Origin of the sequence: Deinococcus radiopugnans ATCC 19172, from assembly GCF_006335125.1 — a bacterium.
Lineage (GTDB): Bacteria > Deinococcota > Deinococci > Deinococcales > Deinococcaceae > Deinococcus > Deinococcus radiopugnans.
The window spans coordinates 112,227-138,478 of sequence record NZ_VDMO01000007.1 but is presented as its reverse complement, the minus strand read 5'-3'; the positions used below and the strand labels follow the sequence as shown (position 1 = coordinate 138,478).

The window sequence follows — 26,252 nt, the reverse complement described above, 5'->3', positions numbered from 1 at the left end:
ACGCCCGGCCACCGCCCGGCACGCAAAGGAGTACGCATTATGGGTCCCCTGGAAATTATTCTGATTATCGTCGTGATCGCCCTGGTCTTCGGGGCCAGCAAACTGCCGCAACTGGGCAAGGGCCTGGGCCAGGGCATCAAGGAGTTCAAGCGTGAGACGGCCAAGACCGACGCTGACGAAGTCGTCCGCCCCATCACCGACGTGTCCTCGCGCCAGATCGATCCCGTGACCGGCGCACCGATGCCCACCGAGCGCGAACGCGAGAGCGCCGGCAACCGCCGCGCGTAAGGGAGGGGTCACGCCATGTCCCCCAAAACCGCCCCCAGCACAGACCTGAAAAGCGCTCCCCTGTTCGATCACCTGGATGAACTGAGAAAGCGGCTGGTCATCAGCGTGATTTTCCTGGTCATCGGGATGTCGGTGGCCTTCGTCTACCGCGTGCAACTGATCGACTGGGTCAAGGGGCCGCTGCAATATTCGGAGCTGTACACCGCCGGCAAGGTGCAGGTGGTGACCTACACCCTGACCGAGCCGCTGCTGCTGAGCCTGAGCCTAGCGTTCTGGGCCGGGCTGGGGCTGGCGCTGCCCTTCATTTTGGGGCAGGTCTGGGGCTTTATCGCGCCGGGCTTGTATCCCAGCGAGCGGCGCTGGGCCGTGCCCTTCATCGTCGGGGCGGGGCTGTCCTTTCTGGGCGGGGGGATCTTCGGCTACAAGCTGGTGCTGCCCACCATGGTTCCGTTTCTGGTGGAGTTCCTGGCCGGAGCGGTGACGCCGATTCTGGGGCTGGGCCAGTACATCGGCACGGTCACCACCTTTCTGGTGGCGTTTGGGGTGGCCTTCGAGATGCCCATCCTGGCGATCATCCTGACCCGCATCGGCATCGTAAACCACGTGATGCTGCGCAAGGGCTGGCGCTTCGCGCTGGTGGCCATCATGGTGGCCGCCGCCGTCATCACGCCCACGCCGGACCCCACCAACATGATGCTGGTGGCCGTGCCGCTGTACGTGCTGTTCGAGCTGAGCGTGCTGCTCTCGCGGGCCTTCCGCCTGCCACCGCCCGAAGAGGAAGAAGCCCCCGCGCTGGGCCTGTGATGTTCCTCTCCCCCACCCTCTCCCCGGCGGAGAGGGCTTTTTCTGGCCGCGTCAACCGGCTGTTCGCTGACCCTTCTGGGAGGTCTGCGCCACGCCTGGGCATCTCTCACGCTGCAAAAGGCTTAAACTAGCGCCGTCTTATGAATCCTGTCTTCCTTCAAATCGGTACCTTCACGATTGCCTGGTACGGCGTGCTGATCACGCTGGGCATCGTGATCGGCGCGTGGCTCGGCACACGCATGGCCCGGCAGCGCGGCCTGAACGCCAACCTCTTCAGCGACATGATCCTGTGGATGATCATCTGGGGGCTGGTCGGCGCGCGGCTGGTCTTCGTGCTGACCTCCTGGGGACAGTTCGCGGGCACGCCCTTTCCGCGCATCCTGCTGGACATCATCAACCTGCGCTCGGGCGGCATCTCCATTCACGGCGGCCTGATCGGCGGCATCCTGGTGCTGATCTACTACACCCGGCGCTACAAGCTCAACTTCTACCAGTACGCGGACCTGTGCGTGCCGGGAGTGGCCTTTGGCGTGATCGGCGGGCGGCTGGGCAACATCATGAACGGCACCGACACGGTGGGCCGCGTGACGAACTGGGCCGTCGGCTACCGCTGGCCGGACAGCGCGCGGGCCTTCCACAACGGCATGTGCCAGCCCAACCCCAACCCCGATCTGGACCTGTCGCAGTACTGCCAGAACATCGGCGGCCAGATGGTCATGACCGCCCCGGTGCATTTCACCCAGCTGTACGGCGTGATCATCGGCATCATCCTGGCCGTCGCCTCGTACTACTGGCTGCGTTCGCACAAGCCGGGCTGGACCTTCTGGCAGTTCTGGCTGTGGTACAGCATCCTGCGCGCCGGGTGGGAAGAAACCTTCCGCCTCAACCCCCTGCTGCCCAACGTGTACCTGAGCCAGGGGCTGGACAAGGCGGGCATCGGCCTGTTCACCGAAACGCAGATCATCAGCATTCCGCTGATTATCGTGAGCATCATCATGCTGATTCGCATTCGCAAGCAGCCGGATATGCCTCTGCCGGTGGGCGGTCAGGTGGACTCGCCCGCAACCGGGCAGACGCAGACGCGATAGAGCAAGTAACCAGAAAGAGGGCGGCCCCATCATTACGGGCCGCCCTTTCGCATGTTCGGGAAGGAAGGAGACTCATCCCATGACCGGCTCGGCCCTCCAGAAGATCAGCGAGGCAGAATACCTGCGCACGGAGGAACACAGCCCGTTCAAGCGTGAGGATGTGAACGGCTTCGTTTAGGCCCTGCACGGGAAGGACACCCCGAATGCCCAGGCGGGCGCACTGAGCCGGCACGGGCTGATCGGCACCAACCTGATTGCCGCCCTGCACCGTCCCGCGCTGCGGCAGGGGTGCAAGGTCTACGCCAGTGATATGCGCGTGCGAATCCAGGCCAGAGGCACGCGCTATGACTATCCCGATGTCGTGCTGACCTGCGAGGACATGGCCGATGACGCCCGCGACGCCAGCAGTCCATGCTTTATCGTCGAGGTGTTGAGCCAGAGCACGCAAGTGGTAGACCGGGGCCAGAAACTCTCCGAGTACACGGCGTTGCCCAGTCTTCAGGGGTATCTGATGGTCGACACGGCCACCCGCGCTGCCCGGTTGTATACCCGCCAGGGCGAGGGCTGGGGTGAACAGTACGTCGAGGAGGCTGGAGTGCTGCGGCTGCCCTGTGTTGACGTGGAGTTGACACTGGACGACGTGTATGAGGGGACGAGTCTTCAGCCGCCCCACACACCCCAGCCCGCCTCTGACCCCACCGCGCCCAAGCATGGGCTTCGGCCTTGGATAGCTTCGGCTTTTGTCCCACATATCCGATATTTTCAAATCGGACGTTGATAGAGTGGTTGAATGTAGGAGTCGCCGTTGAGGCCGCGGGCTGCGCGAATACAGTGTCTACGGATCAGGCACTCCTAGCTGGTTGCGACTAAAGGGTTCGAATCCCTTACGTCTTGTGTCGGTGAGTCTTATTCGGGATAAGCCGATTTCTAGAGCAGTTGTCCGAATTGCAGCATCAGAAAAGAAGACTTCTGATGCCTCCACTCTCCCGACTGCTCGTTGAAATTCACTCACTCCATTCGGTCAAAAGGAAACAGCTCTTTTGACAAATACTCTAGAGAATTAGAAAAGGTCAGACGCCAACCGTTACGGCATCTGACCTTTCCCTCTTACGTGCTTACGCCTTAACTTCGCCCTTGCTCCGCTCCAGAATGCTCCTCAACACGGTTTGCAGGATGCCGCCGTTCTTGTAGTAGTCGATTTCCACGGGGGTATCGATGCGGCACTGCACGGTGATCTCGCGGGTCACGCCGTCCTTGTCCACGCGCAGGGTCACGTCCTGGCGCGGCTTGAGGTCGGCGGGTAACACGACGTCGATCAGCTCGTCGCCCATGATGCCCAAGGACTCGGCGGTGTCGCCATTCTTGTATTGCAGCGGCAGCACGCCCATGCCCACCAGATTGCTGCGGTGGATGCGCTCGAAGCTCTCGGCCAGCACGGCCTTGACGCCCAGCAGCATGGTGCCCTTGGCGGCCCAGTCGCGGCTGCTGCCCATGCCGTAGTCCTTGCCCGCCAGCACGAACAGCGGAATGTTGCTGGCCTTGTAGTTCTGCGCGGCGTCGTAGATGCTGGTCACGTTGCCGGTGGTGAAGTCGGTGGTAAAGCCGCCCTCGGTGCCGGGGGCCAGCTGGTTCTTCAGGCGAATGTTGGCAAAGGTGCCGCGCGTCATGATGCGGTCATTGCCCCGGCGGCTGCCGTAGCTGTTGAAGTCCACCGGGCGGATGCCCCGGTCGGTCAGGTACTTGCCGGCGGGGGTATCGGCCTTGAAGCTGCCGGCGGGCGAGATGTGATCGGTGGTCACGCTGTCGCCCACCTTGACCAGCACACGCGCACCCTCGATGGACACGATCTCGCTGGGGCCGCCCGCCAGCGCGTCGAAGAACGGCGGGTTCTGGATGTAGGTGCTCTCCGGGTTCCAGTCGTACAGCGCGCCCTCGGAGACGGGAATGGCGTTCCACTCGGCGTTGCTCTTCTCGATGCCGTCGTAGACCTTCTTGAACATCTCGGCGTTGATCGCCTGATCCATGATGTCCTGAATCTCGGCGTTGCTGGGCCACACGTCGCGCAGATACACCGGCTGGCCGTCCTTGCCCGTGCCGATGGGCTCGTTCACGATGTCGTTGACCACCGTGCCGGCCAGCGCGTAGGCCACCACCAGGGGCGGCGAGGCCAGGTAGTTGGCCTTGATGTGCGGGTTGATGCGGCCCTCGAAGTTGCGGTTGCCGCTCAGGACGCTGGCCGCCACCAGATCGCCGCCGTTGATGGCCTCGATTACGGGCTCGGGCAGCGGCCCGCTGTTGCCGATGCAGGTCATGCAGCCGTAGCCGACGGTGTTGAAGCCGATCTGATCCAGGTACGTCTGCAGGCCCGCGTTTTCCAGGTAGTCGGTCACCACGCGGCTGCCGGGGGCCAGCGAGGTCTTGACCCAGGGCTTGACGGTCAGGCCCTGCTCCACGGCCTTCTTGGCCACCAGCCCGGCGGCGATCAGCACGCTGGGGTTGCTGGTGTTGGTGCAGGAGGTGATGGACGCCAGCGTGACCGCGCCGTGGCCGATCTTCATGTCAGTGCCGGTGATCTGGCCCTGCGCGTCCAGCTTGTCGGCGGGCAGCTCGAAGCCGCGCGCCTTGACGGGGGCCGTCAGCGCCTCGGCGAACACCGTGTGCATGTCGTTCAGGTTCACGCGGTCCTGCGGGCGCTTGGGGCCGGCCAGGCTGGGAACGATGGTGCCCAGATCCAGCTCGATGGTGTCGGTGAACACGGGGTCCGGCGTCTCGTCGGTGCGGAACATGTTCTGCGCCTTGTAGTACGCCTCCACCAGCTCGATCTCGTCTTCCAGGCGGCCGGTGCGGCGCAGGTAACGCAGCGCCTCGTCGTCCACCGGGAAAAAGCCCATGGTCGCGCCGTACTCCGGGGCCATGTTGGCAATGGTGGCGCGGTCGGGCAGGGTCATGTTGCTCAGGCCTGCGCCGTAGAACTCCACGAACTTGCCCACCACGCCCTTCTCGCGCAGCATCTCGGTCACGCGCAGCGCCAGATCGGTGGCGGTGGCCCCTTCCGGCATCCGGCCGGTGATCTTGAAGCCCACCACTTCGGGCATCAGCATGTAGATGGGCTGGCCCAGCATGACCGCCTCGGCCTCGATGCCGCCGACGCCCCAGCCCACGATGCCCAGGCCGTTGATCATGGTGGTGTGGGAATCCGTGCCGACGAGGCTGTCGGGGTAGACCACAACGCCGTCGTCTTCCGGGCGGCTCTGCACGCCCTTGGCGAGGTATTCCAGGTTGACCTGGTGAACGATGCCGCTGGCCGGAGGCACCACGCCGAAGTTGTCGAAGGCCTGCTGGCCCCAGCGCAGGAACTCGTAGCGCTCGCGGTTGCGCTCGAACTCGATGGCCATGTTGTTCGCCAGCGCGAACTCGGTGCCGAACTCGTCGACCTGCACCGAGTGGTCAATCACCAGATCGACGGGAATCAGGGGGTTGATCTTGTTGGGATCGCCGCCCATCGCCACCATCGCCGAGCGCATGGCCGCCAGATCGACGACGGCGGGCACGCCCGTGAAGTCCTGCAGGATCACGCGGGCGGGCTTGAAGGGAATTTCCACCTCCTCGTTCGTGGGGCTCCAGCCCGCCACGGTCAGCACGTCCTCGCGGCGCACGTCGTAGTCGTTGGCCTCGCGCAGCACGCTTTCCAGCAGCACCTTGATGCTCACGGGCAGCCTGGAAATGTCGTGGCCCTGCCCCTCAAACTTGTTGAGGTTGTAGAAGTAGAGTTTCTGCCCGCTGTGGGTGGTCAGGGTGTCACGCGCGTCAAACAGGTTCATCGCCTTGTCGGTAGCCATTGTTGATTGCCTCCTTGCCCTCGCGGGCGCTGCCCCTATCATAAGCCGCGACCGCCAGAAGACGGGCGTCACCCGCGCAGTCACGGCGTTCATCTTCTGTCACTACGATAGGAACAACACGAAATCCATTCATCAGAGGACATTCCATGCCTGAACAGCTTGAACCCCACCAGAAAGCCCGCCTGACCGCCCTGGAAACCACTGTGCGCGACGGCCTGCGTGATTTCCGCCGCACCGGACAGGCGCTGAGCGAGATCCGCGACAATGAATTCTTCCGCGCCGGGTACGACTCCTTCGAAGCGTACCTGCAAGACCGCTGGGGCTTCACGCCGCCGCAGGCCGGGCGACTGATGGAGGCGGCGGACGTGGCGAAGGTCCTGGATCCGCTGGGCATTCAGCCCAGGAACGAGGCCCAGGCCCGCACCTTCAAGGCTGCCGCCAAGATTGTTACCGAGCTGGAGCCGGAACAGCAGCGCGTGGTGGCCCAGCTGGTGGAAGGCGTCATGCCCCAGCCGACCGAGGGTGACGACACCCCACCGTGGGAGCTGCCCGCCGCCGAGGTGCGGATCATGGCAAGCGTCGTGAAGAAATTAGACGCCGACGCCACCGTCTACCACCCCGAAAACGGGCGTGAGGTGCCGATGGGCACCCTGAGCGCTCCCGAACGTTACGAGGTCATCCGCACCCACGTCGATCAGAAGACCCAGGCCTACCGCGAAAAGCAGGAGGCGAAAGCCAACGCCCCGAAGCCCGAGAACGTCAACTGGGGCGACTGGGTGCTGAACTACGCCGCGCAGAACCTGGGGCCGGGGCAGCGGCTGGAACTGGTGGTGGAACCCGATGGCAGCGGCGCGAGTCGCGCGGTGGCAAGGGTGGTGGATGGCAACACCGGCGAGATTCTGGCGTCGGGCGGCGGCGCCGTCACCCTGAAGAAGGCGGCGCTGAACCTGGCGGCAGAGGTGCGGGGGTAAAGGCTGTTCCGGCCTGCGGCCCCGCCCCCGCCTAGCGAATAATCCGCGCCGGTTCGATGCTGGCGGCGCGGCGCGCGGGGATCAGGGCGGCCAGCAGCGTGGTGATCAGGCCCACGGCGTTGACGCCCAGCAGATCCGTCCAGCGCACTTCCACCGGCAGCGAGGTGATGAAATACAGGTCACCGGGAATCTGGAAGGGCCGCACGGTGAAATACGCGCTGATGCCCAGGCCCAGCAGGTTCCCCAGCAGCAGGCCGCCCAGTCCCAGCACCAGCCCTTCCAGCAGGAAAATGCGCGTGATCAGCCCGCGGGTCGCCCCAATGGCGCGCAGGATGGCGATTTCTTGCGTCTTCTCAAACACCGCCAGCGTCAGAACGTTGGCAATACCGAAGGCCGCGACAATCACGATCAGAAAGACCACGAAGCCGATGACCTTCTTCTGCAGGGCCAGCTGATCCAGCAGCGTGCCGTAGACGCTCTGCCAGGGCAGGGGGCTGTAGGCACGGGGCCGGGTCAGGTCGGCGCCGACGTCCGGGGCCAAATTGGGATCGGTCAGGCGCAACTGGTAGCCCGTGATGTTGGTGGTGTCCTGCAGCTTCTGCAGCGTCGCCAGACTGGTAAAGGCGTAGGCACTGTCGATCAGGTAATTGCCGGTGGTGAACACGCCCTTGACCGTGAAGCTGCCCCGGCGCTGGGTGCTGTTGAGCAGCCGCACCTCGTCGCCGGTAAAGCCGCCGATGCTGCGGGCCAGGGCCGAGCCCAGGAGGATCTCCCCCGGCCCCAGGGTGGCCAGCAGTTCATTCTGACCCGGCGGCAGTTGCAGCACCTGGGCCGCGGCCGGCGTCACGCCGAACAGGGTGGCGAAGTCCACGCCCGCGCGGTTGCCCAGGCCCGCCGGACGGGTCAGCAGTCCCTTGTCGGCCAGAAAAGGCGTGAAGGCCGCCACACGTGGGTCGGCCTCAATGGCTTTTTCCAGTTCGGGGTCACGCCCCCCAGGACTGAACGAGTTCAGGCTCAGGTGCGGGGTGGCGCGCAGGGTGGCGTCCACCAACGCGCGGGTAAAGCCGTTGGTCAGGCTCAGGGCGGCGATCAGGGCCATCACGCCCACCGCGATTCCCCCGATGGTCAGCAGATTCTGGGTGCGCCGCCGCGACAGGTGCGCCCGCGCGATGGACCACGCCAGCGCCGCCGTACCGGGCTGGGCAGGCAGGGCGGCGGACGGCTGGGGGCGGGACATGCGAAGCGGAGGATAGCAGACGCATCCTGGCCGGAACCGCCAGAGGACGGGCCGGCAACCAAAAAAGAGTCGCCCAGATGGACGACTCGGGTGGGTTCCGCCTGACGCTCAGGCGGTGACGATGTTCAGCGAAGCGCCGTGATCCGCACCTGCCGAGCCCCGAAGTTGATGGCCTGGCTGCGGGTGCTCATCCAGATGTCCAGGCTGCCGGTCTTGCGGGCGGCCATGGTGTCCTCGACGATAAAGGTGCGGCCGCGCAGCAGGTTGTTGTAGCGCCCGCTCAGGTCCTCGATGGTGATGCGGGTGCCGTAGGGGAACAGGCGCAGCATGTCGCGGCTCAGGGCCACGACGCCGGGGCGGGTGCGGGTGCCGGTGGCCGTGATAAACGGCGTGCTGTCGGTCTGTCCCGCCAGGCTGTTGTAGGCCGTGGCCCGGACGATGGCCGAGCGGCCCCGCGCGGTGAGGGCGGCCACGGGAGCGGCGGGCGCGGGCTGAGCCTGGGGCCGCTGGGCCTGAGCGACGGCGGCGGCCCGGGCCTGCGCCGCCTGGGCCTGCGCGGTGGGCTGTGGACGCGCCGCCGGAGCCGCGGCGCGCTGAACCACGGGGGCGGGCGGCGGCGTCACCACCATGGCCTGACGCACGGCGTCGCTGGCCACCGAGCTGGCCGGAAGGGCGGGAGTCGCGCAGGCCAGGCCCGCAATGCCGAACAAAACGCCGAAGGTCCAGCGGTTGAGTTTTGAAACCATATGTTCTCCTTGGGGCATGGGCGGTGGTGCGGCCCGCGTCCAGTGCGCGGCCCACCGGGCCAGGCGCAGTTCAGAAATGATTTGTGGTTAAGTCTGTGGGCAGTCGTCAAGACGCCCCCGACCTTGGAGGTGAGCCTAGAGGGACAACATCGTCAGGATATGAGCCGGACCTGTCCCTGGTCTCACAAATCCAGATTAAATTTTTTGACTCAATTCAAAACGGCCTAAAAACCCCGTTGGCTAAATTGCCCAAAGAATGAGAGAGCGTTCAATCCCTCGCCGCTCCCCTCATCCTTTAGGAGGACGAGAGGCTCGTGCCAGGGCATTTCGAGAGGCGGGGCCGAGGTTTTCTCGCTGAAACATGAGTTGCGCCACGGTTGACAGAGCGGGCAACTGAACGGCCCTGCGCCTTGCGGACAAAAGCGTCGCCGCAGCGCATCAAGCTCTCAGCAGAGGCTCAGGAAGGACACGCTGCGGGCTTCTGGATCTGCTACTTTTCGTTTTCCGCGGCCTTGGGGGCCTCAATGCGGGGGGCCGCACCCCAGGTCGACAGCACGTCCTTCATGATTTCGCGGAACACGGGCGCGGCCAGCATGGACCCGTGATAGCTCAGCTTCGCGCCGTGGGCCATCGCCACCACCGTAATTTGCGGGGCGTCTACCGGATAGAAGCCGGTGAACACGCTGTTGTAGATGGTCGAGGAGTACCGCCCGTCAACGACGACCTGGGCCGTGCCGGTCTTGCCGCCCAATGCGTAGCCCTTGATGCCGGCCTGATGCGGAATCCCCTCCTCAATGACCGCCTGCAGCATGGTGCGGGTGGTGCGGGCCACCTCGGGACGCACGATCTCGCGCTTTTCGGCCGGGCCGGCCACGCCCTCCACCAGCTGGGGCGGGAGGTACAGACCGTCGTTGGCCAGCGCGTTGTAGGCCGAGGCCAGTTGCAGCGTGGTGGCACTCATGCCCTGGCCGAAGGCGTTGGTCACGCGCACCAGATCGTCCCACTTGCGCAGCGGCTGCAGCTGTCCGGTGGCAGCGGGCACCACCGGCATGTCCGGGTAGCTGCCGAAGCCGTACTGCGTGAAGTAGGCGCGCAGCTTGTCGGACCCGAACTTCTCCACGATGTGGCTCATGCCCACGTTGCTGCTGTAACGCAGGATCTGTTTGGTGGTCAGGGTGCTGGGATGGTCCACCGCGTCGTGGATGACGCTGCCCCAGCGCCCACCGACGTGGCGGTTCATGGGCGTCTCGTAGACAGTCTTGGGGGTGGTCAGGCCCTCGTTGATCGCGGCGGCCACCACCAGCCCTTTGATCACCGAACCCGGCTCGTACACGTCCAGGAAGGGGCGATTGCGCCGGGCATCCAGGCTGTAGTCGCGCCAGTGGTTGGGATCGAAGGCCGGGTAACTGGCCGCCGCCAGCACGCGTCCGGTGCGGGTCTCCATGACCACCACCGAGCCGTACTCGGCCTCGTGCTCCGGAATGGCCTTGCGCAGCGCGGATTCGGCGGCGGCCTGAACGCTGGTGTTGATGGTCAGGCGCAGGTCCTGCCCCGAGGCCAGACTGCGGTCATAGGCGTACTCCAGGCCTTCCAGACCGTCGGTGGTGCCCATCATGCCCAGCACCTGCCCGGCCAGGTGGCCCTGCGGGTACACGCGCTTGCCGTCCACGCTCTGGGCCAGCACCTTGCCGTCGCTGGACGTGATCGTGCCGCGCGACTGCACCAGGCTGCGGCCCACGCTGCTGGGCACGTTCCACTCCAGTTGCGCGTAGGCCCACACCAGTGACAGGAACAGCACGGTCGCCACCACCTGCATCAGACGGGAGCGGTTGCGAATCTTTACCTCCACTGCGTTCTCACCTCCACGGTGTTGTCGGGCTGGGCTGGGGGACGGGGCGGCTGAACCGGGCTGGATGTAGGGGCAGGCGGAGCGAAACCGGGCGCGGCTGGCTTTGGCGTAGCCGCCGCGTCTTTCAAGCCCGGCGGCGGCAGCGGCAGGATCGCCTGGGATTCCTTGGGGGCCTCGGCGAAGCGGACCATGCCGTTGGCGAAGGCCCAGTCCCGAATGCGCTGCGGGTTCTCCAGCGTCTGAACCTGCACCGCCAGATCGTTGCGCTGGGTCAGCAGCGTCGCCTCACGCTCCTGAACGGCGCGCAGGGCCGGGCGAATGTCCTGGGTGAAGTAGCGCGCCCCCACCAGGGCCAGCGCCAGGGCCAGGTAGATCAGCACGTAGCGGACGGCCCGGCCCCGCCAGGTGGCCTCGGTCAGGTCGAGGCTGCGCACCCTTGGGCGCAGGGCACTCACGCCGTCACCTCCGGGTCCAGCTTCTCGGCGCTGCGCAGCTTGGCGCTGCGGGCGCGCGGGTTGCTGGCCTGCTCGTCTTCCGCGGCGATCACCGGGCGCTTGGTCAGCGGGCGCAGGGCCGCGCTGCCCAGCAGAAAACGCTTCACGATGCGGTCTTCCAGCGAGTGGAAGCTGATCACAGCCAGCCGCCCGCCAGGACGCAGCAGCGCCTCAGCGGCGCTCAGGCCGTCGCGCAGCGCGCCCAGTTCATCGTTGACGTGGATCCGCAGGGCCTGGAAGGTGCGCCGCGCCGGGTGGATGCCCTTGCTGAAGCCGGGGTAGGCCCGCTTGACGATCTCGGCCAGTTGCACGGTGGTTTCAATCGGCGCCTTCTCGCGGGCGTACACGATGCCGCGCGCGATCCGGCGCGACAGGCGGTCCTCGCCGTACTCGTAGATGATCGAGGCCAGCTCGGCTTCGGGATAGGTGTTGACCACCTCGGCGGCACTTTCCCCGGACTGGCTCATGCGCATGTCCAGCGGGGCCTCGCTGTGGTACGAGAAGCCGCGGTCCGTGTCGTCCAGCTGAAACGAGCTGACGCCGATGTCGAGCAGCACCCCGTCCACCTCGCTCACGCCTGCCCCGGCAAGCAGCGCCCCCATGTCGCGGTAATTGCCCTGCAGCACCGTCAGTCCGTCCAGACCGGCCTCGCGGGCGCGGTCCAGCGCAAAGGGGTCCTGATCGATGCCGTACACGCGGGCCCCCGCCGCGAGCAGCAGCCGGGTGTGGCCCGCGCCGCCCAGCGTGCCGTCCACAAACATCTTGCCGGGAGCCGGATTCAGGGCGTCCAGGACCTCGGCGGCCAGCACGGGCACATGGGTCAGGGCCACAGGGGTGGGCGGGGAGTCGCTGGAGGAATCGGGTGCAGTGTTGTTCATGCGAATCACGCCACGAAATTGATGAGGAGGTCGGGTTTGGGGGGATGGTCCTGCACGGCGCTGATGGCCGCGTCCCAGCGGGCCGGGGTCCACAGTTCCAGGCGGCCTGGCGCGCCCGCCACGACGACGTCGCCGTCCAGCGCCGCAAAGGTCCGCAGGGGCTGGGGCACGGAAACGCGGCTCTGGTTGTCCAGCCGCGCCTTGCTGGCCCCCGAGTAGAAGAAGCGGACAAAGGCGCGGGATTCGGCGTCAGTCAGCGGCAGCCCTTCAAGCTGTTCTTCCACCCGTCGCCAGCTCGCCAGCGGAAAGACGTACAGGCAACCTTCCATCCCGCGCGTCAGAATCATGCCGTCCTCGACGAATTCCCGAAAGGCGGGGGGCATGACCACGCGGCCCTTGTCGTCGATGGTGTAGGGGTACTCTCCGAACGGCAAATCTTCTTCCTCTCCTTTGGCGGCTTTTCCCACCCGCTCCCACAAGACGCAGGTAGAGGGCACGCCCGCCTTTCAACCTGAAAGGCACATAAAGAAAGGCTTCAGGTTGTACGCAGGAGTGTAACAAGCCCTCCCACGAATTACCACCTGTTCCCACCAATTCCCCCTGATTTCCCCAGATGTTGCCCGCTTTTCCCACCCACTTCCCCCGGTGGGTCTTCTGGTGGATGGCGTACGCAGCGGAATGCAGGGCAGAGAATCCCGTAACGGACAGCAAATTAGCACTTTCAGAGGGGTCAGCAGGCAGAATCTGGGCCGCACCCCCCTGCCCCACCGCGCAGGACAAAACCCCACACCTTTCCCCCTAAGCTGGGGCCATGCGCCTGAGCCGTTCCGCCCCCTCTGCCGCCTCCCTCCCTGCCTTCCCCACCGGGGCCATCCTGGCCGCACTGGGAGTGGCCCTGGGGGCCTTCGCCGCCCACGCGCTGAAAGCCAGGCTGACGCCGGAGCTGCTGACCAATTTCGAGACGGGGGTGCGTTACCAGATGTACGCCGCGCTGGCGCTGCTGGTGCTGGGCACCCGCCCCGAGCAACGCCGCGCGCCCGCGCTGCTGCTGGCCGGGGCCGTCATCTTCAGCGGCACGCTGTACATCCTGGCGCTGACCGGCGTGAAGTGGCTGGGCGCGGTGACCCCGATAGGCGGCGTGCTGCTGATCGCGGGATTTGTGCTGGCGGCGCTGGACGCCCGGCACTCAGGCTGAAGGTTCCGGCCGGATCAGCATGCGGGACAGGGCTGCTTCCAGCGTCGTGCGGGCCTGTGCGGGGTTGATCTGGTGCAGCAGCAGATGCACGCTCAGGCCGTCCAGCAGGGCGTGAATCTCGGTGGCCGCCGCCTGCGGCGTGTGCGCGGGCAACCAGCCGTGACGGGCGAACTGCTCGAACGCCTCCACAAAAATGGTGTTCAGGTCGCGGTACAGCACGCCCTGGGCATCGGCGAAGTCCTGATCGCTGACCGCCGCGCCCACGAAGGCCAGCCACACCTCCAGCCACACGCGGCCGGCCTCGTCCAGCGGCAGGGTCACTTCCAGCCGGTTCAGGAAGTCCTGGAAGGGATCGTCGCTGGCCGGCACCGACTGCACGCGCTCCCAGGCCCGCTCGCCGATCTGCCCGGCGGCAAAGCCCAGGATGGCCTCGCGATTGGGCAGGTAATGGCGAATGGCCCCGCTGGACCAGCCGCTGCGTTGCGACAGGTTGCGAATGGTCACCCCCGCCAGCCCCTGCTCGCGAATCAGGCTCCAGACCGCCGCCGTCAGTTCGGCGCGGCGCTGATCGTGGTCGACGATTCGGGGCATACAGAATCGTTTTAGCACACTGTTGCGATAACAGCCCCCATATGATATTTCTAGTCCACGCGTTTAGCACAGCTGTGCTAAAAACGCGAAGGAGACCTCTGTGGGATGGACTGCCCTGCTGCTGGCCGGCCTGTGTGAGATCGGCTTTACCACCTGTCTGCAACTCAGCGACGGCTTTAAAAAGAAGTGGCCCAGCGCATTTTTCCTGCTGTTCGCCATCGCCAGCTTCCAGCTGATGAGCCGGGCGCTGGAAACCCTGCCGCTGGGCACGGTCTACGCGGTGTGGACCGGCATCGGGGCGGTGGGCACGGCGCTGGTGGGCATCGTCTATTTTCGCGAATCGGCCACGCCGCTGCGGCTGGGGCTGCTGGGCGTGGTGGTGGCGCTGATCATCGGGCTGCGGGTGCTGCCATGACCGGCTGGCACTGGCTGATCCTGGGCGGGCTGATGGAAATCGGCTTCGCCACCGCGCTGAAGCTGGAGCAGACCCAGCCGCTGTTCTTCTACGTGTTTCTGGTCTGCGCCTACCTCAGCTTCGACTTTCTGGCGCGGGCCTTGAAGACCATTCCGCTGGGCACCGCCTACGCCATCTGGACGGGCATTGGCGCGGTGGGGGCGGTGTTCATGGGCACGGCGCTGTTCGGCGAGAGCCTCAGCCCCGCGCGGCTGATCATGATCGCGCTGCTGATCGCCGCGCTGATCGGGCTGAAGCTGGTGGGCGGCCCCAAATCGGCCAAGGAAGCCGCCCCTTCAGCAGAGGAAGGGGCGGCGGGTGGTGCGGGGGAACTGTAAGCCGGGTTCTGTCCATCACTTCTGAGGGTGACTGTTCGGCCATCTCTCTGGGGCGGGCGTCGCCGCCGCGCCTCGTTGCGACCATCCTGGCGGTCACTGGAACGGGCCGTTCCTCGCGCGCTATCGGGTCTTGCACCGGATGGGGTTTACCAGACGCCGCGAGGTCTCCCTGCGGCCTGGTGCGCTCTTACCGCACCGTTTCACCCTGACCAGCTTCCGGCCCACGCCCGGCCTTGAATGGATGCTGGCGGTCTGGTTTCTGTGGCACTGTCCTTCGGCTTCGCCGCCACCCACGCGCAGGCGCGCGACGCGGGCACTTGACTCGCCGACCAGCCGTTAGCTGGCATCCTGCCCTGCGGTGCCCGGACTTTCCTCACCCCCACTCCCGAAAGAGCGGGCGGCGCGGCCGAACATTCCCCCGCGCGGAGCAGCATAGCAGAGCCTGATCCCGCGCCACCCTGACGCCGCCCGCGCGACGCTGCCTGCAGGGTTCAAGACCCGCCGTACTTGCGGATCAGTCCCGGCAAATCCTGCTGCAACGCGCCGCCGATCACGTCCAGATTGCTGTAGACCCGCACGAACTGCCCCTGCGGGTCCACCACGCTGACCTGATCGCCGTGGATGCGGGCCGCTTCACCGGCTCCCGCGCCGGCGGCCTGGGCATTGTCCGCCCCCGAACCTGCCGGGGCCGCCAGGTGAGCGCTGTGGTCCATCTCCATGGCCGGCTGGGGCTTGACGTTCGCCACGAACATGGCCCTGGCCGCCGCGTCGATGGTGTCGGCTTTGCCTGTCAGCCCGGTAAAGGCCGGCTCGAAACGGTTCAGGTAGGCCCGCACCACCTCCGGCGTGTCGAAGGTGGGATCCACCGTGATGAACTGAATCTGGAGCTTTTGCTGCTGCGGCGGCGTCAGCTCCTCGTAACTGTTCTTCAGACTCGCCAGCGTGGCCGGGCAGACGTCGGGACAGCGCACGAAGCCGTAGAAGATCAGCCGCAGGCGCCCGTCGCCGTGGGCCAGCGTCGTGGCCTCGCCCCGATCGTCCACCAGTTTCAGCGCGGGCAGGGGCACCGGGTGATCCAGCGCCGTGCCCCCCGTCACGCCGGGATTGGCCTGCCGCGCGAACAGCAGACCGCCCAGCACCACCGCGATTCCCAACAAGATGCCCGTCAGCCACTTCATGCGCTCAGGCTAGGGCGCGGCGGGCGGGCGACGTGTCCCCAGCAGAAGCGAAAGGGTGGGGGACGAAAAGAGGGGGCGGGAAAGCATTGCTGCCTTTCCCGCCCCCTCAGCTTCAGTCTTCTTGCGCCTGACTACCAGGCGTAGAAGATCGCCACAATGAGCAGCCACACCACGTCCACCAGGTGCCAGTACAGGCTGGCGGGCGTGATCGAACCGTGGTTGTACTTGTCCATCTTGCCGGTCATGGCCTGGTAGTACGGCAGCGCCACGCCCGTGCCGCCGATCAGGATGTGCAGACCGTGCAGGCCGACGATGATGAAGAAGCACGACTGCCACAGGTTCTGTTTCCAGTCGCTCTCGAAGCCGAACAGCGAGAACTCGTAGACCTGGAACAGCATGAAGGCGGCGCCCAGCAGCAGCGTCACGAACAGGCCCAGGCGGAAGCGCGTGACCTTGCCGTGGTGGTTGTCCTGCTCGGCGCGGTGAATCACGAACGAGGACGACACCAGAATCAGGGTGTTCAGCGCGGCCAGCCACACGTTGGGACGCAGGGCGGGCGGCTCGGCCAGACCGCTGACGCGCAGATACACGTACCCGGCGATCAGCACGCCGAACAGGCCGATTTCGGAGATGATGAACCACGCCATGCCCATGAAGCCGTTGTCGTACTTGGTCAGGTGGTGGTGCGCGACGGGCACGGCGTACTCACGCGTTCCGGCCCACTTGAACAGGCCCCACAGGAACACCGGGAAGCTGAGGTACAGCACCAGGCTGGCGAAGACGTGGCTGGGCGCGGCCTCGAAGAAGGGCTGCAGGCCGCCCGCCGGGGTGTAGTTGGTGAACCAGCCGAAGCTCAGGCCGTAGCCCATCAGCAGCAGACCCACGGCGGTCACGAAGGGCCAGATGCTGTCCTGTGGCAGGTGGATGGTCTTGGGGTCCACCGGGGTCAGGGTGTCGCCGTTCTTCTCCCAGTCGTACAGCGGGCGCTCGGTGGGGAAGGTGGTGGGGAACTCGTGGGCGAAGTTGTACGCGGCGGGCGGGCTGGACGACGTCCATTCCAGCGTGTAGCCGCCCCAGGGGTTGTTGGACGCGGTGGCGGGCTTCTTGGCGGTGATGTACATGTTCCAGAACCACACCGCGCCCCCGGCCAGCAGCGTCAGCGCGCCCAGCGTGGAGACGAAGTTCAGTTCGGTCCAGGCGAAGTTGCCGGCAGGGTAGGTGTAGTAGCGGCGCGGCATGCCCAGCAGGCCCAGGATGTACTGCGGCAGGAAGGTCATCCACGAGCCCACCATGAAAAGCCAGAAGTGCCACATGCCCAGCTTCTCGTCCATGAAGCGCCCGGTCATCTTGGGCCACCAGTAGTACAGCCCGCCCATCGCCAGGAACGCCGTGCCGAACATCATCACGTTGTGGAAGTGGGCCACCACGTAGTACGACATGGTGACGTGGTAGTCGAAGGGAATCATGCCCAGCGACACGCCGGTGATCCCCCCGATCAGGAAGTTGAAGATAAAGCCGACCAGCCAGTAGGTGGGCGTCTTCATGATGATGCGCCCGCCGTACAGCGTGCCGATCAGGTTAAAGATCTTGACCCCGGTGGGTACGGCCACAATCATGGTGGCGATCATGAAGGCGATCTGCCACGACTCGGGCAGGCCCACGGCGAACATGTGGTGCGCCCACACCAGCAGCGAGACCAGCACGATGCCCAGCAGCGAGTACACCATCACGCGGTAGCCGAAAAGCGGCTTGCGGGCCATGGTGGAGGCGATTTCCGCACCGATGCCCAGGTAGGGCAGCAGCATCACGTACACGGCAGGGTGCGAGTAGAACCAGAAGAACTGCTGGAACATCACCGGCACGCCGCCGATGCCGGGGTTGAACATGCTCAGGCCCAGCTTGATTTCCAGGAAGGTGACCAGCGCCGCCGCCGTCAGGCCGCCCAGCGAGATCAGCTGCAGGATCGAGGTGGAGAAGATCGCCCACACGAAGATGGGCATTTTCCACAGGCTCATGCCGGGGGCGCGCATGTTGACGATGGTGGCCGCGAAGTTGGCGCTCCCCAGCAGCGAGGCGATGCCGTTGAGGGTCAGCGCCACCATCAGCACCGACACGCCGGGCTGGTTGGCGTCCACCGACAGCGGGTAATAGAACGTCCAGCCGACGCTGGGGGCGCCGCCGTTGGCGAGACCTGTGATCACCAGGATCAGCGAGAAGATGAACAGCCACACCGCAAAGGTGTTGATGCGCGGCAGCGCCACGTCCCGCACCCCGAGTTGCAGCGGCAGGAACCAGTTGCCGAAGCCGAACAGGCCAATCGGAATCAGGAAGAAAAAGAGCATCAGCGCGGCGTGCAGGGTCAGCACCTGGTTGTAGGTGGTGCCGATCAGGAAGGTGTTGTCCGGCACCGCCAGCTGAATGCGGATGGCGACGGCCAGAAAGCCCGCAATGGCAAAACCGATGATGCTGGTCAGGATGTACAGGGTCCCGATCTTTTTATGATCGGTGGTCATCATGTAGTCCTTGAGGACTTCCCAGGCGCTGGGCCGCGCGGAGGGGGCGTGACTGGGAACCTGCTGTGGAGCCTGAATGGTCACTGCTTACCTCCCGGTGTGGGGCTAGAAGTCTTGGCCAGTGGCGTGGGGGCATTCTCAGCCGCGTCCGATGAACCGTAGACGGGCGTGTTGTTCCAGTAGTCGGCCTCTTCGGGCAACTTGAGGGTGCGCAGGTACGCGGCCACGTCGTCGATCTGCTCGTCGGTCAGGACGCCGCCCTTGACCAGCTTGCCGTTGACCTCGTACTCGCTGCCGTCGTAGGTGGGCATCAGGCTGCCGGGCTTGACCTTGGGGCTGTGCTTGATCCAGGCGTGCAGGTGGGCCTTGGCGTCGGGGGCTTCCCAGTGCTCGGGGGTCATGGCTTCCCACATGCCCGCGCCCAGCGTGCGGCGGGTGCCGAAGAAGCTCAGGTCAGGGCCAGCCGCTCCGGCCGCCGTGGTGCCCTGCACGCGGTGACAGGCGGCGCACGCCAGCGCGCCGGTGGCGGGGTTGCCCTTCATGAACAGCTCGTAGCCGCGCGCCTCGGCGCTGCCCTCGGCGGGTTCAGGCGCGCGGTAGGCCTTGGCGGCGGCCAGGAAGGTGGTGTACCGCTCCTGGTCCAGCGCCACGACCTTGTAGCGCATGTTGGCGTGGCTGCCGCCGCACAGCTGCGTGCAGTTGCCCTGATACACGGCGGCGCGGTCGGTGTCCACGTTCCAGGTCTTGAGGGCGCCGGGCATGGCCGCGCGCTGTCCCCCGATGTTGGGCGCCCAGAAGCCGTGGATCACGTCACCGCTGGTGATGGTCAGGGCCACCGGCTGCTTGGTCGGCATGACCATCTCGTTGCCGTTGGTCACGTCGCCGCCCGCGTCGGCCTTGGTCTCGGGGTACGAGAAATTCCACCAGAACTGACGGCCCAGCACGTCGATCTTGGTGGTCTGCTCGGCCACGGGGTTGAGGATCGCCATGCTGCGAACCGTCAGCACGGCCAGGAACATCACGATGACGACCGGCACCACCACCAGAATCAGTTCCAGACGGTTGTTGCCGTGAAACTGCGCCGGGGCGTCCGTATTCTTGTCTTCACGGAACTTGTTGACGGTGAAGAACAGCGCGTAGGACACGGCCACGAAAATAATGACCGACAGGGCGATGGCGAAGATGCTCATGAACGCGACTTCGCGGTTGAAGCCCGACGCCATATCCCCGAAGGTCACCAGCTGTTGCGAGCCGCAGCCGCTGAGCAGCGTCGCTCCCAGGCTGGCCACAAGGCCGATGCTCAGCTTGCGCCGCAGACTCTCCCTGGCCGCTGTCCCTGACTGCCCGTGAGGCGGGTGCTCCCCCTGAGACTGGCCGCTGTGACGGTGTATGGTATTCAACTTCCGCTCCTTATCCTTTGCCCTGGATCCTGTGTTGCGACCCTGACGCCGTGAGTCCTGTGCTTGTCCATGCTGTCTACTTTGATTCCCTGGCAGTTTAACGCCTCACGCGGCAGATTGGGCGTTTGCTGCCGCGCCCACGTCCCCGGAACCCAGCGAGGCTGACCGAACGGTCAAGCGCCCCCCCCATCTAAGCAGACCTCAGGGTGGGCAAGTGTCCTTGCGACGCCGCAGAAACAGGCCCTTTTGCCCGTCCTGTGAGGCGCCCGCGCGGCCCGGCCTGTAACGGGCGCCTGAGCCCGGATGGACGGATCAGCCCAGATGTGCGAAGACGATCCGGTCCACGGCGCCCATCACGAACAGGATCGCCAGATACAGCATTGAGTACAGGTACAGCGGCACGGCCACCTTCCGCTCGACCTTGTGGCCCGCAAAGATGTGCTTGTACAGCCGCCACGACAGCACCAGCAGCCAGCCGCCCAGCGCCGCCGCACTGATCACGTAGATGGCGCCGACCTCGTGCAGCAGCGCGGGCATCAGCGACAGCACCACCGTGTAGATGGCGTACAGGCCGATCTGCGCCACGGTCAGCTTGTCGCCGTGCACCACCGGCAGCATGGGAATGCCCACCTCGCGGTACTCGTCTTTGATCATCAGGGCCAGCGCCCAGAAATGCACCGGCGTCCAGAAGAAGATGATGGCGAACAGGAACCACGCGAACAGGTTCAGGTCCCCGGTGACGGCGGCCCAGCCCACCAGCGGCGGAAAGCACCCGGCGGCCCCGCCCAGCACGATGTTGTGCCAGGTGTGCCGCTTGAGCAGCATGGAATAGATCACCACGTAGGTGACGAAGCCCGCCAGGCTCATCCAGGCGGCCAGCGGAGAGCCCCAGACCCACAGCAGAACGAACGACAGCACCTGCAAGGTGGTCCCGAAAATGGCCGCGTCGCGGGAGCTGATCAGCCCGCTGGTGGTGGGCCGCTTGGCGGTGCGCGCCATCTTGAGATCGATGTCGCGGTCGATGATCATGTTGAACACGCCCGCCGACCCGGCGGACATGAATCCGGCGAGACTGACCACCACCAGCAGCCACAGCCCCGGCCAGCCGCGCGCCGCCATGAACATGGCCGTCACGGTGGTCCACAGCAGCAGCGAGATGACCTTGGGTTTGGTCAGCGCCAGATAGTCGCGCCAGGTGGCCCGCACCGGCGTTCCCGACAGTCCGGTGGTGGTCACGCCGCCACCCCCGCCGGGGCCGGACGCGTGGCCCGCAGCGCCGTCAGCGCGTGGTAGGTCAGCAGCACGGCGGCCAGCCACAGGGCGCAGGCCAGCAGCAGGTGCGTGAGCTGCATCCACGCCGGGGCCTTGAAGGCCACGTTGGCGAAGCCCGCCACCATCTGCAGGGCCAGCACCCCCCACAGCGTCACGCTCCAGCGGTTGACCTGGGCCGAGGGCCGTTCGCGGCGCAGGAACAGGCCCAGCCACACCAGAAAGGCCGCCGTCAGCACCGCCAGCATGGGATGAACGACGCGCAGGTTCTCGATCACGCCCGCCGTGGCCGCGAAGTCGCGCCGCACCGTGTCGATGGGCGTGCCGTCGGCCGGGAGGAACAGCAGGTCGCCCAGTGCCGTCACGGCCCCGGCCATGCCCAGCGCCAGCACCAGCCCCAGGCCAGTGAAGCTCCACAGGCCGGCCAGCCCCTGCCCGCGCAGCCGCAGCCGGGGTGCGCCGGACGCCCACAGCGCCGTGAGCAGCAGCGCCCCCAGCAACAAGAAGGTGTTGGCCAGGTGAATGCCCTGCACGAAGCCGCGCGCCGGATCGGTGCTCTGGGCGGTCAGGCCCAGCAGCACCTGCACGCCGCCCACCAGCCCTTCCAGAACGATCAGGCCCAGGCTCAGCACCGCGCCGAAGCGCGCCGGGTGGCCGGGCCGCGTGACCAGAAAGGCCAGCCCGACCAGGGCGATGGCCAGCAGGCCGCTGGCGCCGCTGGTCAGGCGGTGGCTGAATTCGATCACCGTATGCAGCGTCGGATTCTGCGGCACCACCACGCCGTTGCACAGCGGCCAGTGGTCCCCGCAACCGGCCCCGGCCCCGGTCAGGCGCACCACCGCGCCCCACAGGATCACCAATACGTTGTAGGCCAGCGCCCCCCAGGCCAGCCGGGGCAACCACACCCCCGGCAGCGTGCGCGGGGCAGTCAGCGTTCTGCTCAACTCCTCACCTTCCCTTGCCCCCCGGTCCCACCACGCATAGAGCGCTCAGAAACCGGGCGGCGAATGACAGCTCGCATTCTACCCGCCTGTACTGGCGGCGGATTGTCCCCCGGTGGGGATTGGGCGGCGCCAGAGCTGGACGGACCAGGGGCAGTGGGAGGCGGATCGGTGCCACGCCCGCACCACGTATCTTCCCTGGCCCCACTGCTGACCCTGCACACCGGGCCATCCTGCCCCCCACCCTGGCCCTAGACTGCCCGGCGATATGGCACCAATCATCAACGAGTGGGCGGTCATCATGATCGTTCTGAGCGGGATCGCCCTGTGTACGGGCGTGTACTTCATTCGCACGGGCCGGCGTGTGTGGCACATGCGCGCCATGCTCACGGCCAGCGCGCTGGCCACAGTCTTTCTGGTGCTGTACCTGACCCGCCTGGGCCTGGGCTACGAGAAGGTCTTCACCGGGCCGGCAGCCTGGAAACCGGCGTACTACATCCTGCTGATCAGCCACATCATCCTGGCCGCCGCCAACCTGCCGCTGGCGCTGGTGGCGCTGTGGAATGCCTGGAACGGCCTGAAGCGGGCCGGGAACCTGAACAACATCGACGCGCCCGCCGCCCTGCCCTACTTCAACAGGCACCGCGCCTGGGTGCGCTGGACCGTTCCGGTGTGGCTGTACGTCGCCATTACCGGCTGGATCATCTACCTGGTGCTGGGCCAGTGGGGCGAGCTGGTCACCGGCTAGCCTGCCTGACGCTGAAGGACATACGAAAGCGCCGCCCTCTTCCCGGTTCATCAGGAGGAGAGCGGCGCCGTTCACGACAGGGCAGTTCAGGCCTTGGGCGGAAACGCCAGATGCCCCTCGAAGTGCCAGCCGCTGAACTTGTAAGGCTTCTTCTCGATCAGCGTGCCGCGCATGATGCCGTGCTGGGTGTTGACCTGCACGTCGCAGCGGCCCTTGCCCTGGCAGTTTTTCTGCAAGGCCTCGATATCGCTTTCCAGCGTCCCGGCGGGCAGCGTCTTGCCCTCGGCATAGATCGCCAGCTTCTTGTTCGGCTGCACCACATATTTCCCTTCCAGAATCAGCATCCCTTCAGAATACGGGACAACTCTGAAAAAGAATGTTCCCAGGCCGCCCCCCGGACGGGTCACGAGAGACAGGCGGTGGCTCCACCGCTGGTGGCCGCCGTCCAGTTTTGAGCGGGCGAGGAGCGCCATGTCACTTCAGCAGTGGCACTCAGACAGCCGCGGACTGCGGGCCTAAACTGCGCGGGTGAATTCCACGCCCGAAGCCCAGACCACGGCAGGCCGGGATGTGCTGCGCCTGCCGGAATTCCGCGCCATGCTGCTGGCGGCCGTGACCAGCACGCTGGCCAGCCGCGCCGTGGCCCTGACAGTGGCCTACCAGCTGTATCAGATCACCAAAAACCCGCTGACGCTGGGCATCCTGGGGCTGGTGGAGGCGATTCCGGCCCTGAGCCTGGCGCTGTTCGGCGGCGTGGTCGCGGACCGCAATGACCGCCGCCGCATCCTGCTGATGACCATCAGCGTGGAGGTGGTGTGCGCCCTGCTGTTCGCGCTGTACGCGCCGCACGCCACGGTGGGAGGCATCGTCCCGATTCTGGCCCTGATCTTCACGTTGGGGGTGGCGCGGGGGTTTTCCGATCCGGCGCTGCCCGCCTTTCAGGCCCAGGTGGTCCCGCGCGAGCTGCTGCTGCGGGCCTCGGCGTGGCGCTCCAGCGCGGGGCAGGCGGCGGCCATCACCGGCCCGGCGCTGGGCGGGGTGCTGTACGCCTCGGTGGGAGCGGCGGGCGCCTACGGCGTGGCCTGCGCGCTGCTGCTGGTGTCGCTGGCGTGCGTGGCCTACGTGAAACCCAAGCCGAAACCACGCTTCATCCCCGGCGAACCCCTGTGGCAGAGCATCAAGGAGGGGCTGGCTTTCGTGGTGGGGCGGCAGGTGCTGGTGGGCAGCATGGCGCTGGATCTGTTCAGCGTGCTGTTCGGCGGGGCGGTGGCGCTGCTCCCTATCTTCGCCTCCGACATCCTGCGGGTGGGGCCGATTGGCCTGAGCGTGCTGGTGGCCGCCCCGAGCGTGGGGGCGCTGGGGGTCATGCTGTACGCCACCCGCCATCCGCCGGGCCGCAACGCCGGACGCACGCTGCTGGTGGCGGTGGCGGGTTTCGGCGTCAGCATCATCACTTTCGGGCTGTCCCACAACTTCTACCTGAGCGTCGCCGCGCTGATCGCCACCGGCCTGTTCGACGGCATCAGCATGGTCATCCGCAGCGCCACCCTGCAGCTCAAGGCGCCGGACCACATGCGCGGACGGGTCAATTCGGTCAGCGGCATGTTCATCGGCGCGAGCAACGAGCTGGGCGCTTTCGAGAGCGGCGTGGCGGCCAGCCTGCTGGGCACCGCCCGCAGCGTGTGGCTGGGCGGCATCGTGACCCTGATCGTGGTGGGCGTGACCGCGTACCTGGCCCCCGAACTGCGCGCCATGAATCTGGACGACATCGAGGATGACCTGCCGCACGACCTGACCGAATCGGGCGTGACGGTTCTCAAAGCCCCGGCAGACGCCGCGCCGCGCCTCTAAGGCACAAAGCCCACGCCGCGTCCAGGCCGCATCTGGCAACCCGCAGCTGGCCCTTAGCGCCGCCAGCGCGGGCCGTCCTTGGTGTCCTCCACCGTCACGCCCACCCCGGTCAGGGTGTCGCGCAGTTCGTCCGACTCGGCGTACTGCTTGTTCAGTCGGTAGTTCTGACGGGCCTTCAGGACCAGTTCCATCAGGGTGTCCACCACCTGCGAGTCGTCCTCCCGCTCGGCACTGCCTCCGGCAAACAGGCCCAGCACGCCGCCGCCCAGGGTGCGGAAGGCGCCCCGCGCCCGAGTCAGCGTGGCCCGGCCCACCTTGCCCGCCGCCAGCGCCGCGTTCACGTCACCGCTCAGGCCGAATAGGGCCGCCACCGCCTTGGGCGTGTTGAAGTCGTCGCGCATGGCGGCCTCGAAGGCCTGAACGTGCTTCTCGATCTTGCCCTCCAGCGCGGCGTCGCTCCCGTCCGGCGCATCGGCCAGCCGACGTTCGATCTCGTGCAGGGTTTCGGTCAGCCGGCGATAGCCGTTCCTGGCCGCCTCAAAGGCAGCATCGGAAAACTCGGTGATGGAGCGGTAGTGGCTGCCCACCAGCAGGAAGCGCACCACCATCGGGTCATGGCGCTTCAGGACGTCCTCGATGGTGGTGAAGTTGCCCTTACTCTTGCTCATCTTCTCGCCGCCGATGGTCAGCATGTTGTTGTGCATCCAGTAGCGGGCGAAGGCGTGGCCCGCCGCCTCGGCCTGCGCGATCTCGGCCTCGTGGTGCGGGAATTCCAGGTCCAGGCCGCCGCCGTGGATGTCGAAGCCCTCGCCCAGGTACTTGAGGCTCATGGCCGAGCATTCGATGTGCCAGCCCGGAAAGCCCTCGCCCCACGGCGACGGCCAGCGCATGATGTGCCCCCCCTCCGCCCGCTTCCACAGCGCGAAGTCGCGGGCGTCGCGCTTGTCGCCGCGCACGGCCTCGCGGGTGCCTTCCTCCTGATCGTCGAGTCTGCGGCCCGACAGCTTGCCGTACTCGGGCCAGCTTCGCACGTCGAAGTACACGCTGCCGCCGGATTCGTAGGCGTGGCCGCGTTCGATCAGTTCCTCGATCAGCGCGATCTGCTCGGTGATGTGGCCGGTGGCGCGCGGGTTGATGCTGGGGCGCAGCACGTTCAGGGCGGCCATGTCGTCCATGAAGGACCAGAAGTACTTGTCGGCCACTTCCATCGGCTCCAGACGCTCCAGCGCGGCGCGCTTGGCGATCTTGTCCTCGCCGTCGTCGCTGTCGTCCTGCAGGTGGCCCACGTCGGTGATGTTCGCCACGTAGCGCACCGCGTAGCCGAAGTGCATGAAGGCGCGACGAATCACATCGAAGGCCACCTCCTTCTTGGCGTGGCCCAGGTGGGCGTCGCTGTACACGGTCGGCCCGCACAGGTACATGCCGACGTGCCCCGGCGTGGTGGGGGTAAACGGCACCTTGCGGCGCTGCATGGTGTCGTACAGGACGATGTTCGAATCCGGCTGGGCGGTGGTGGTCACGGGCGGCTCCTTGAGGGGCTGAAAGTTGGAGAAGGCAAGAAAAAGCCGCGCCTCAACAGC

At 66.3% G+C, this 26,252-nt stretch carries 25 protein-coding genes, 1 other RNA gene and 1 pseudogene; 10 read left to right on the top strand and 17 right to left on the bottom strand.

Translation table 11 applies throughout. The annotated features are described in order from the left end of the window. The first annotated feature begins 39 nt into the window (after window positions 1-39). The 4 genes from FHR04_RS08230 (at window position 40) to FHR04_RS08215 (ending at window position 2,958) form a co-directional block, all read left to right on the top strand. Window positions 40-288, top strand: coding sequence for a twin-arginine translocase TatA/TatE family subunit (locus FHR04_RS08230; RefSeq protein WP_039684937.1), 249 nt, complete (start codon window positions 40-42; stop codon window positions 286-288). 15 nt (window positions 289-303) lie between these two features. Next, window positions 304-1,092, top strand: a complete 789-nt coding sequence (tatC, locus tag FHR04_RS08225) for a twin-arginine translocase subunit TatC (protein ID WP_039684939.1) — start codon at window positions 304-306, stop codon at window positions 1,090-1,092. A 140-nt stretch (window positions 1,093-1,232) separates the two neighbouring features. Continuing rightward, window positions 1,233-2,180 carry a prolipoprotein diacylglyceryl transferase gene (lgt, locus tag FHR04_RS08220; protein WP_139402359.1) on the top strand — a complete coding sequence of 316 codons (948 nt, stop codon included), beginning with the start codon at window positions 1,233-1,235 and terminating at the stop codon, window positions 2,178-2,180. 181 nt (window positions 2,181-2,361) lie between these two features. Next, the gene (locus tag FHR04_RS08215; RefSeq protein ID WP_139402357.1) at window positions 2,362-2,958 is read left to right on the top strand and encodes a Uma2 family endonuclease; all 597 of its coding nucleotides are present in this window, start codon (window positions 2,362-2,364) and stop codon (window positions 2,956-2,958) included. Between the two features lie 337 nt (window positions 2,959-3,295). Here the strand turns inward: FHR04_RS08215 and acnA are convergent, their stop codons facing one another. Then, the gene (acnA, locus tag FHR04_RS08210) at window positions 3,296-6,019 is read right to left on the bottom strand and encodes an aconitate hydratase AcnA (RefSeq protein ID WP_039684945.1); all 2,724 of its coding nucleotides are present in this window, start codon (window positions 6,017-6,019) and stop codon (window positions 3,296-3,298) included. 146 nt (window positions 6,020-6,165) lie between these two features. On the opposite strand from acnA, the gene FHR04_RS08205 reads away from it, so the two are divergent. Next, window positions 6,166-6,990 (top strand): hypothetical protein, encoded by an 825-nt coding sequence (locus FHR04_RS08205; RefSeq protein WP_139402355.1) that lies wholly within the window; start codon window positions 6,166-6,168, stop codon window positions 6,988-6,990. Between the two features lie 31 nt (window positions 6,991-7,021). Here FHR04_RS08205 and FHR04_RS08200 read toward each other — a convergent pair whose 3' ends face one another. The 6 genes from FHR04_RS08200 to mraZ all read right to left on the bottom strand — a co-directional run bounded on the left by FHR04_RS08200 (window position 7,022) and on the right by mraZ (window position 12,628). Beyond that, window positions 7,022-8,227 (bottom strand): ABC transporter permease, encoded by a 1,206-nt coding sequence (locus FHR04_RS08200; RefSeq protein WP_139402353.1) that lies wholly within the window; start codon window positions 8,225-8,227, stop codon window positions 7,022-7,024. Window positions 8,228-8,352: 125 nt separating this feature from the next. Beyond that, window positions 8,353-8,973, bottom strand: a complete 621-nt coding sequence (locus tag FHR04_RS20950) for a 3D domain-containing protein (protein WP_170213899.1) — start codon at window positions 8,971-8,973, stop codon at window positions 8,353-8,355. Between the two features lie 490 nt (window positions 8,974-9,463). Continuing rightward, a complete protein-coding gene (locus tag FHR04_RS08190) occupies window positions 9,464-10,822 on the bottom strand; it encodes a peptidoglycan D,D-transpeptidase FtsI family protein (RefSeq protein WP_039684953.1) in 1,359 nt (452 codons plus the stop codon). Continuing rightward, window positions 10,813-11,277, bottom strand: coding sequence for a hypothetical protein (locus tag FHR04_RS21380; RefSeq protein ID WP_249039034.1), 465 nt, complete (start codon window positions 11,275-11,277; stop codon window positions 10,813-10,815). Before FHR04_RS21380 ends, FHR04_RS08190 begins: the two co-directional genes overlap by 10 nt. After that, window positions 11,274-12,194, bottom strand: a complete 921-nt coding sequence (gene rsmH, locus FHR04_RS08180; RefSeq protein ID WP_139402352.1) for a 16S rRNA (cytosine(1402)-N(4))-methyltransferase RsmH — start codon at window positions 12,192-12,194, stop codon at window positions 11,274-11,276. Before rsmH ends, FHR04_RS21380 begins: the two co-directional genes overlap by 4 nt. Before the next feature lie 5 nt (window positions 12,195-12,199). Next, on the bottom strand, window positions 12,200-12,628 hold the full coding sequence (gene mraZ / locus FHR04_RS08175; RefSeq protein ID WP_039687341.1) for a division/cell wall cluster transcriptional repressor MraZ: 429 nt from the start codon (window positions 12,626-12,628) through the stop codon (window positions 12,200-12,202). Window positions 12,629-13,005: 377 nt separating this feature from the next. Here mraZ and FHR04_RS08170 point away from each other — a divergent pair, with 377 nt between their 5' ends. After that, window positions 13,006-13,389, top strand: a complete 384-nt coding sequence (locus tag FHR04_RS08170; RefSeq protein WP_139402350.1) for a DUF423 domain-containing protein — start codon at window positions 13,006-13,008, stop codon at window positions 13,387-13,389. On the opposite strand, the gene FHR04_RS08165 is transcribed toward FHR04_RS08170, so the two are convergent. Then, a complete protein-coding gene (locus FHR04_RS08165) occupies window positions 13,381-13,980 on the bottom strand; it encodes a TetR/AcrR family transcriptional regulator (protein WP_139402348.1) in 600 nt (199 codons plus the stop codon). The genes FHR04_RS08170 and FHR04_RS08165 overlap by 9 nt on opposite strands. A gap of 100 nt (window positions 13,981-14,080) precedes the next feature. Between FHR04_RS08165 and FHR04_RS08160 the strand changes: the two genes are divergently transcribed. After that, a complete protein-coding gene (locus FHR04_RS08160) occupies window positions 14,081-14,395 on the top strand; it encodes a DMT family transporter (protein ID WP_039684960.1) in 315 nt (104 codons plus the stop codon). Further along, window positions 14,392-14,607, top strand: a pseudogene (locus tag FHR04_RS21375) (DMT family transporter); the annotation flags it as partial. The gene FHR04_RS08160 and the pseudogene FHR04_RS21375, both read left to right, overlap by 4 nt. On the opposite strand, the gene FHR04_RS21370 reads toward FHR04_RS21375, so the two are convergent. The 7 genes from FHR04_RS21370 to FHR04_RS08125 form a co-directional block, all read right to left on the bottom strand. Then, window positions 14,562-14,717 carry a hypothetical protein gene (locus FHR04_RS21370; RefSeq protein WP_249039033.1) on the bottom strand — a complete coding sequence of 52 codons (156 nt, stop codon included), beginning with the start codon at window positions 14,715-14,717 and terminating at the stop codon, window positions 14,562-14,564. The pseudogene FHR04_RS21375 and the gene FHR04_RS21370 overlap by 46 nt on opposite strands. Before the next feature lie 36 nt (window positions 14,718-14,753). After that, window positions 14,754-15,194, bottom strand: an RNA gene (rnpB, locus tag FHR04_RS08150) — RNase P RNA component class A. A gap of 69 nt (window positions 15,195-15,263) precedes the next feature. Then, window positions 15,264-15,950 carry an SCO family protein gene (locus tag FHR04_RS08145; protein ID WP_139402346.1) on the bottom strand — a complete coding sequence of 229 codons (687 nt, stop codon included), beginning with the start codon at window positions 15,948-15,950 and terminating at the stop codon, window positions 15,264-15,266. 131 nt (window positions 15,951-16,081) lie between these two features. Beyond that, on the bottom strand, window positions 16,082-18,547 hold the full coding sequence (locus FHR04_RS08140; RefSeq protein WP_039684963.1) for a cbb3-type cytochrome c oxidase subunit I: 2,466 nt from the start codon (window positions 18,545-18,547) through the stop codon (window positions 16,082-16,084). Further along, window positions 18,544-19,752 carry a cytochrome c oxidase subunit II gene (coxB, locus tag FHR04_RS08135; protein WP_311734708.1) on the bottom strand — a complete coding sequence of 403 codons (1,209 nt, stop codon included), beginning with the start codon at window positions 19,750-19,752 and terminating at the stop codon, window positions 18,544-18,546. The genes FHR04_RS08140 and coxB overlap by 4 nt, the downstream gene beginning before the upstream one ends. A 423-nt stretch (window positions 19,753-20,175) precedes the next feature. After that, window positions 20,176-21,099: a heme o synthase gene (locus FHR04_RS08130; protein ID WP_139402344.1), complete on the bottom strand. Its 924-nt coding sequence runs from the start codon at window positions 21,097-21,099 to the stop codon at window positions 20,176-20,178. Then, window positions 21,096-22,076 (bottom strand): COX15/CtaA family protein, encoded by a 981-nt coding sequence (locus tag FHR04_RS08125; protein ID WP_139402342.1) that lies wholly within the window; start codon window positions 22,074-22,076, stop codon window positions 21,096-21,098. The genes FHR04_RS08130 and FHR04_RS08125 overlap by 4 nt, the downstream gene beginning before the upstream one ends. Before the next feature lie 265 nt (window positions 22,077-22,341). Between FHR04_RS08125 and FHR04_RS08120 the strand changes: the two genes are divergently transcribed. Further along, window positions 22,342-22,821, top strand: coding sequence for a DUF420 domain-containing protein (locus FHR04_RS08120; protein ID WP_139402340.1), 480 nt, complete (start codon window positions 22,342-22,344; stop codon window positions 22,819-22,821). Between the two features lie 86 nt (window positions 22,822-22,907). Here FHR04_RS08120 and FHR04_RS08115 read toward each other — a convergent pair whose 3' ends face one another. Beyond that, on the bottom strand, window positions 22,908-23,165 hold the full coding sequence (locus FHR04_RS08115; protein ID WP_039684969.1) for a hypothetical protein: 258 nt from the start codon (window positions 23,163-23,165) through the stop codon (window positions 22,908-22,910). Window positions 23,166-23,349: 184 nt separating this feature from the next. Between FHR04_RS08115 and FHR04_RS08110 the strand changes: the two genes are divergently transcribed. Further along, on the top strand, window positions 23,350-24,672 hold the full coding sequence (locus FHR04_RS08110; RefSeq protein ID WP_249039032.1) for an MFS transporter: 1,323 nt from the start codon (window positions 23,350-23,352) through the stop codon (window positions 24,670-24,672). 53 nt (window positions 24,673-24,725) lie between these two features. Here the strand turns inward: FHR04_RS08110 and cysS are convergent, their stop codons facing one another. Further along, entirely contained in the window at window positions 24,726-26,192 is a 1,467-nt protein-coding gene (cysS, locus tag FHR04_RS08105; RefSeq protein ID WP_276341367.1) for a cysteine--tRNA ligase, read from the bottom strand. Window positions 26,193-26,252 lie beyond the last annotated feature (60 nt).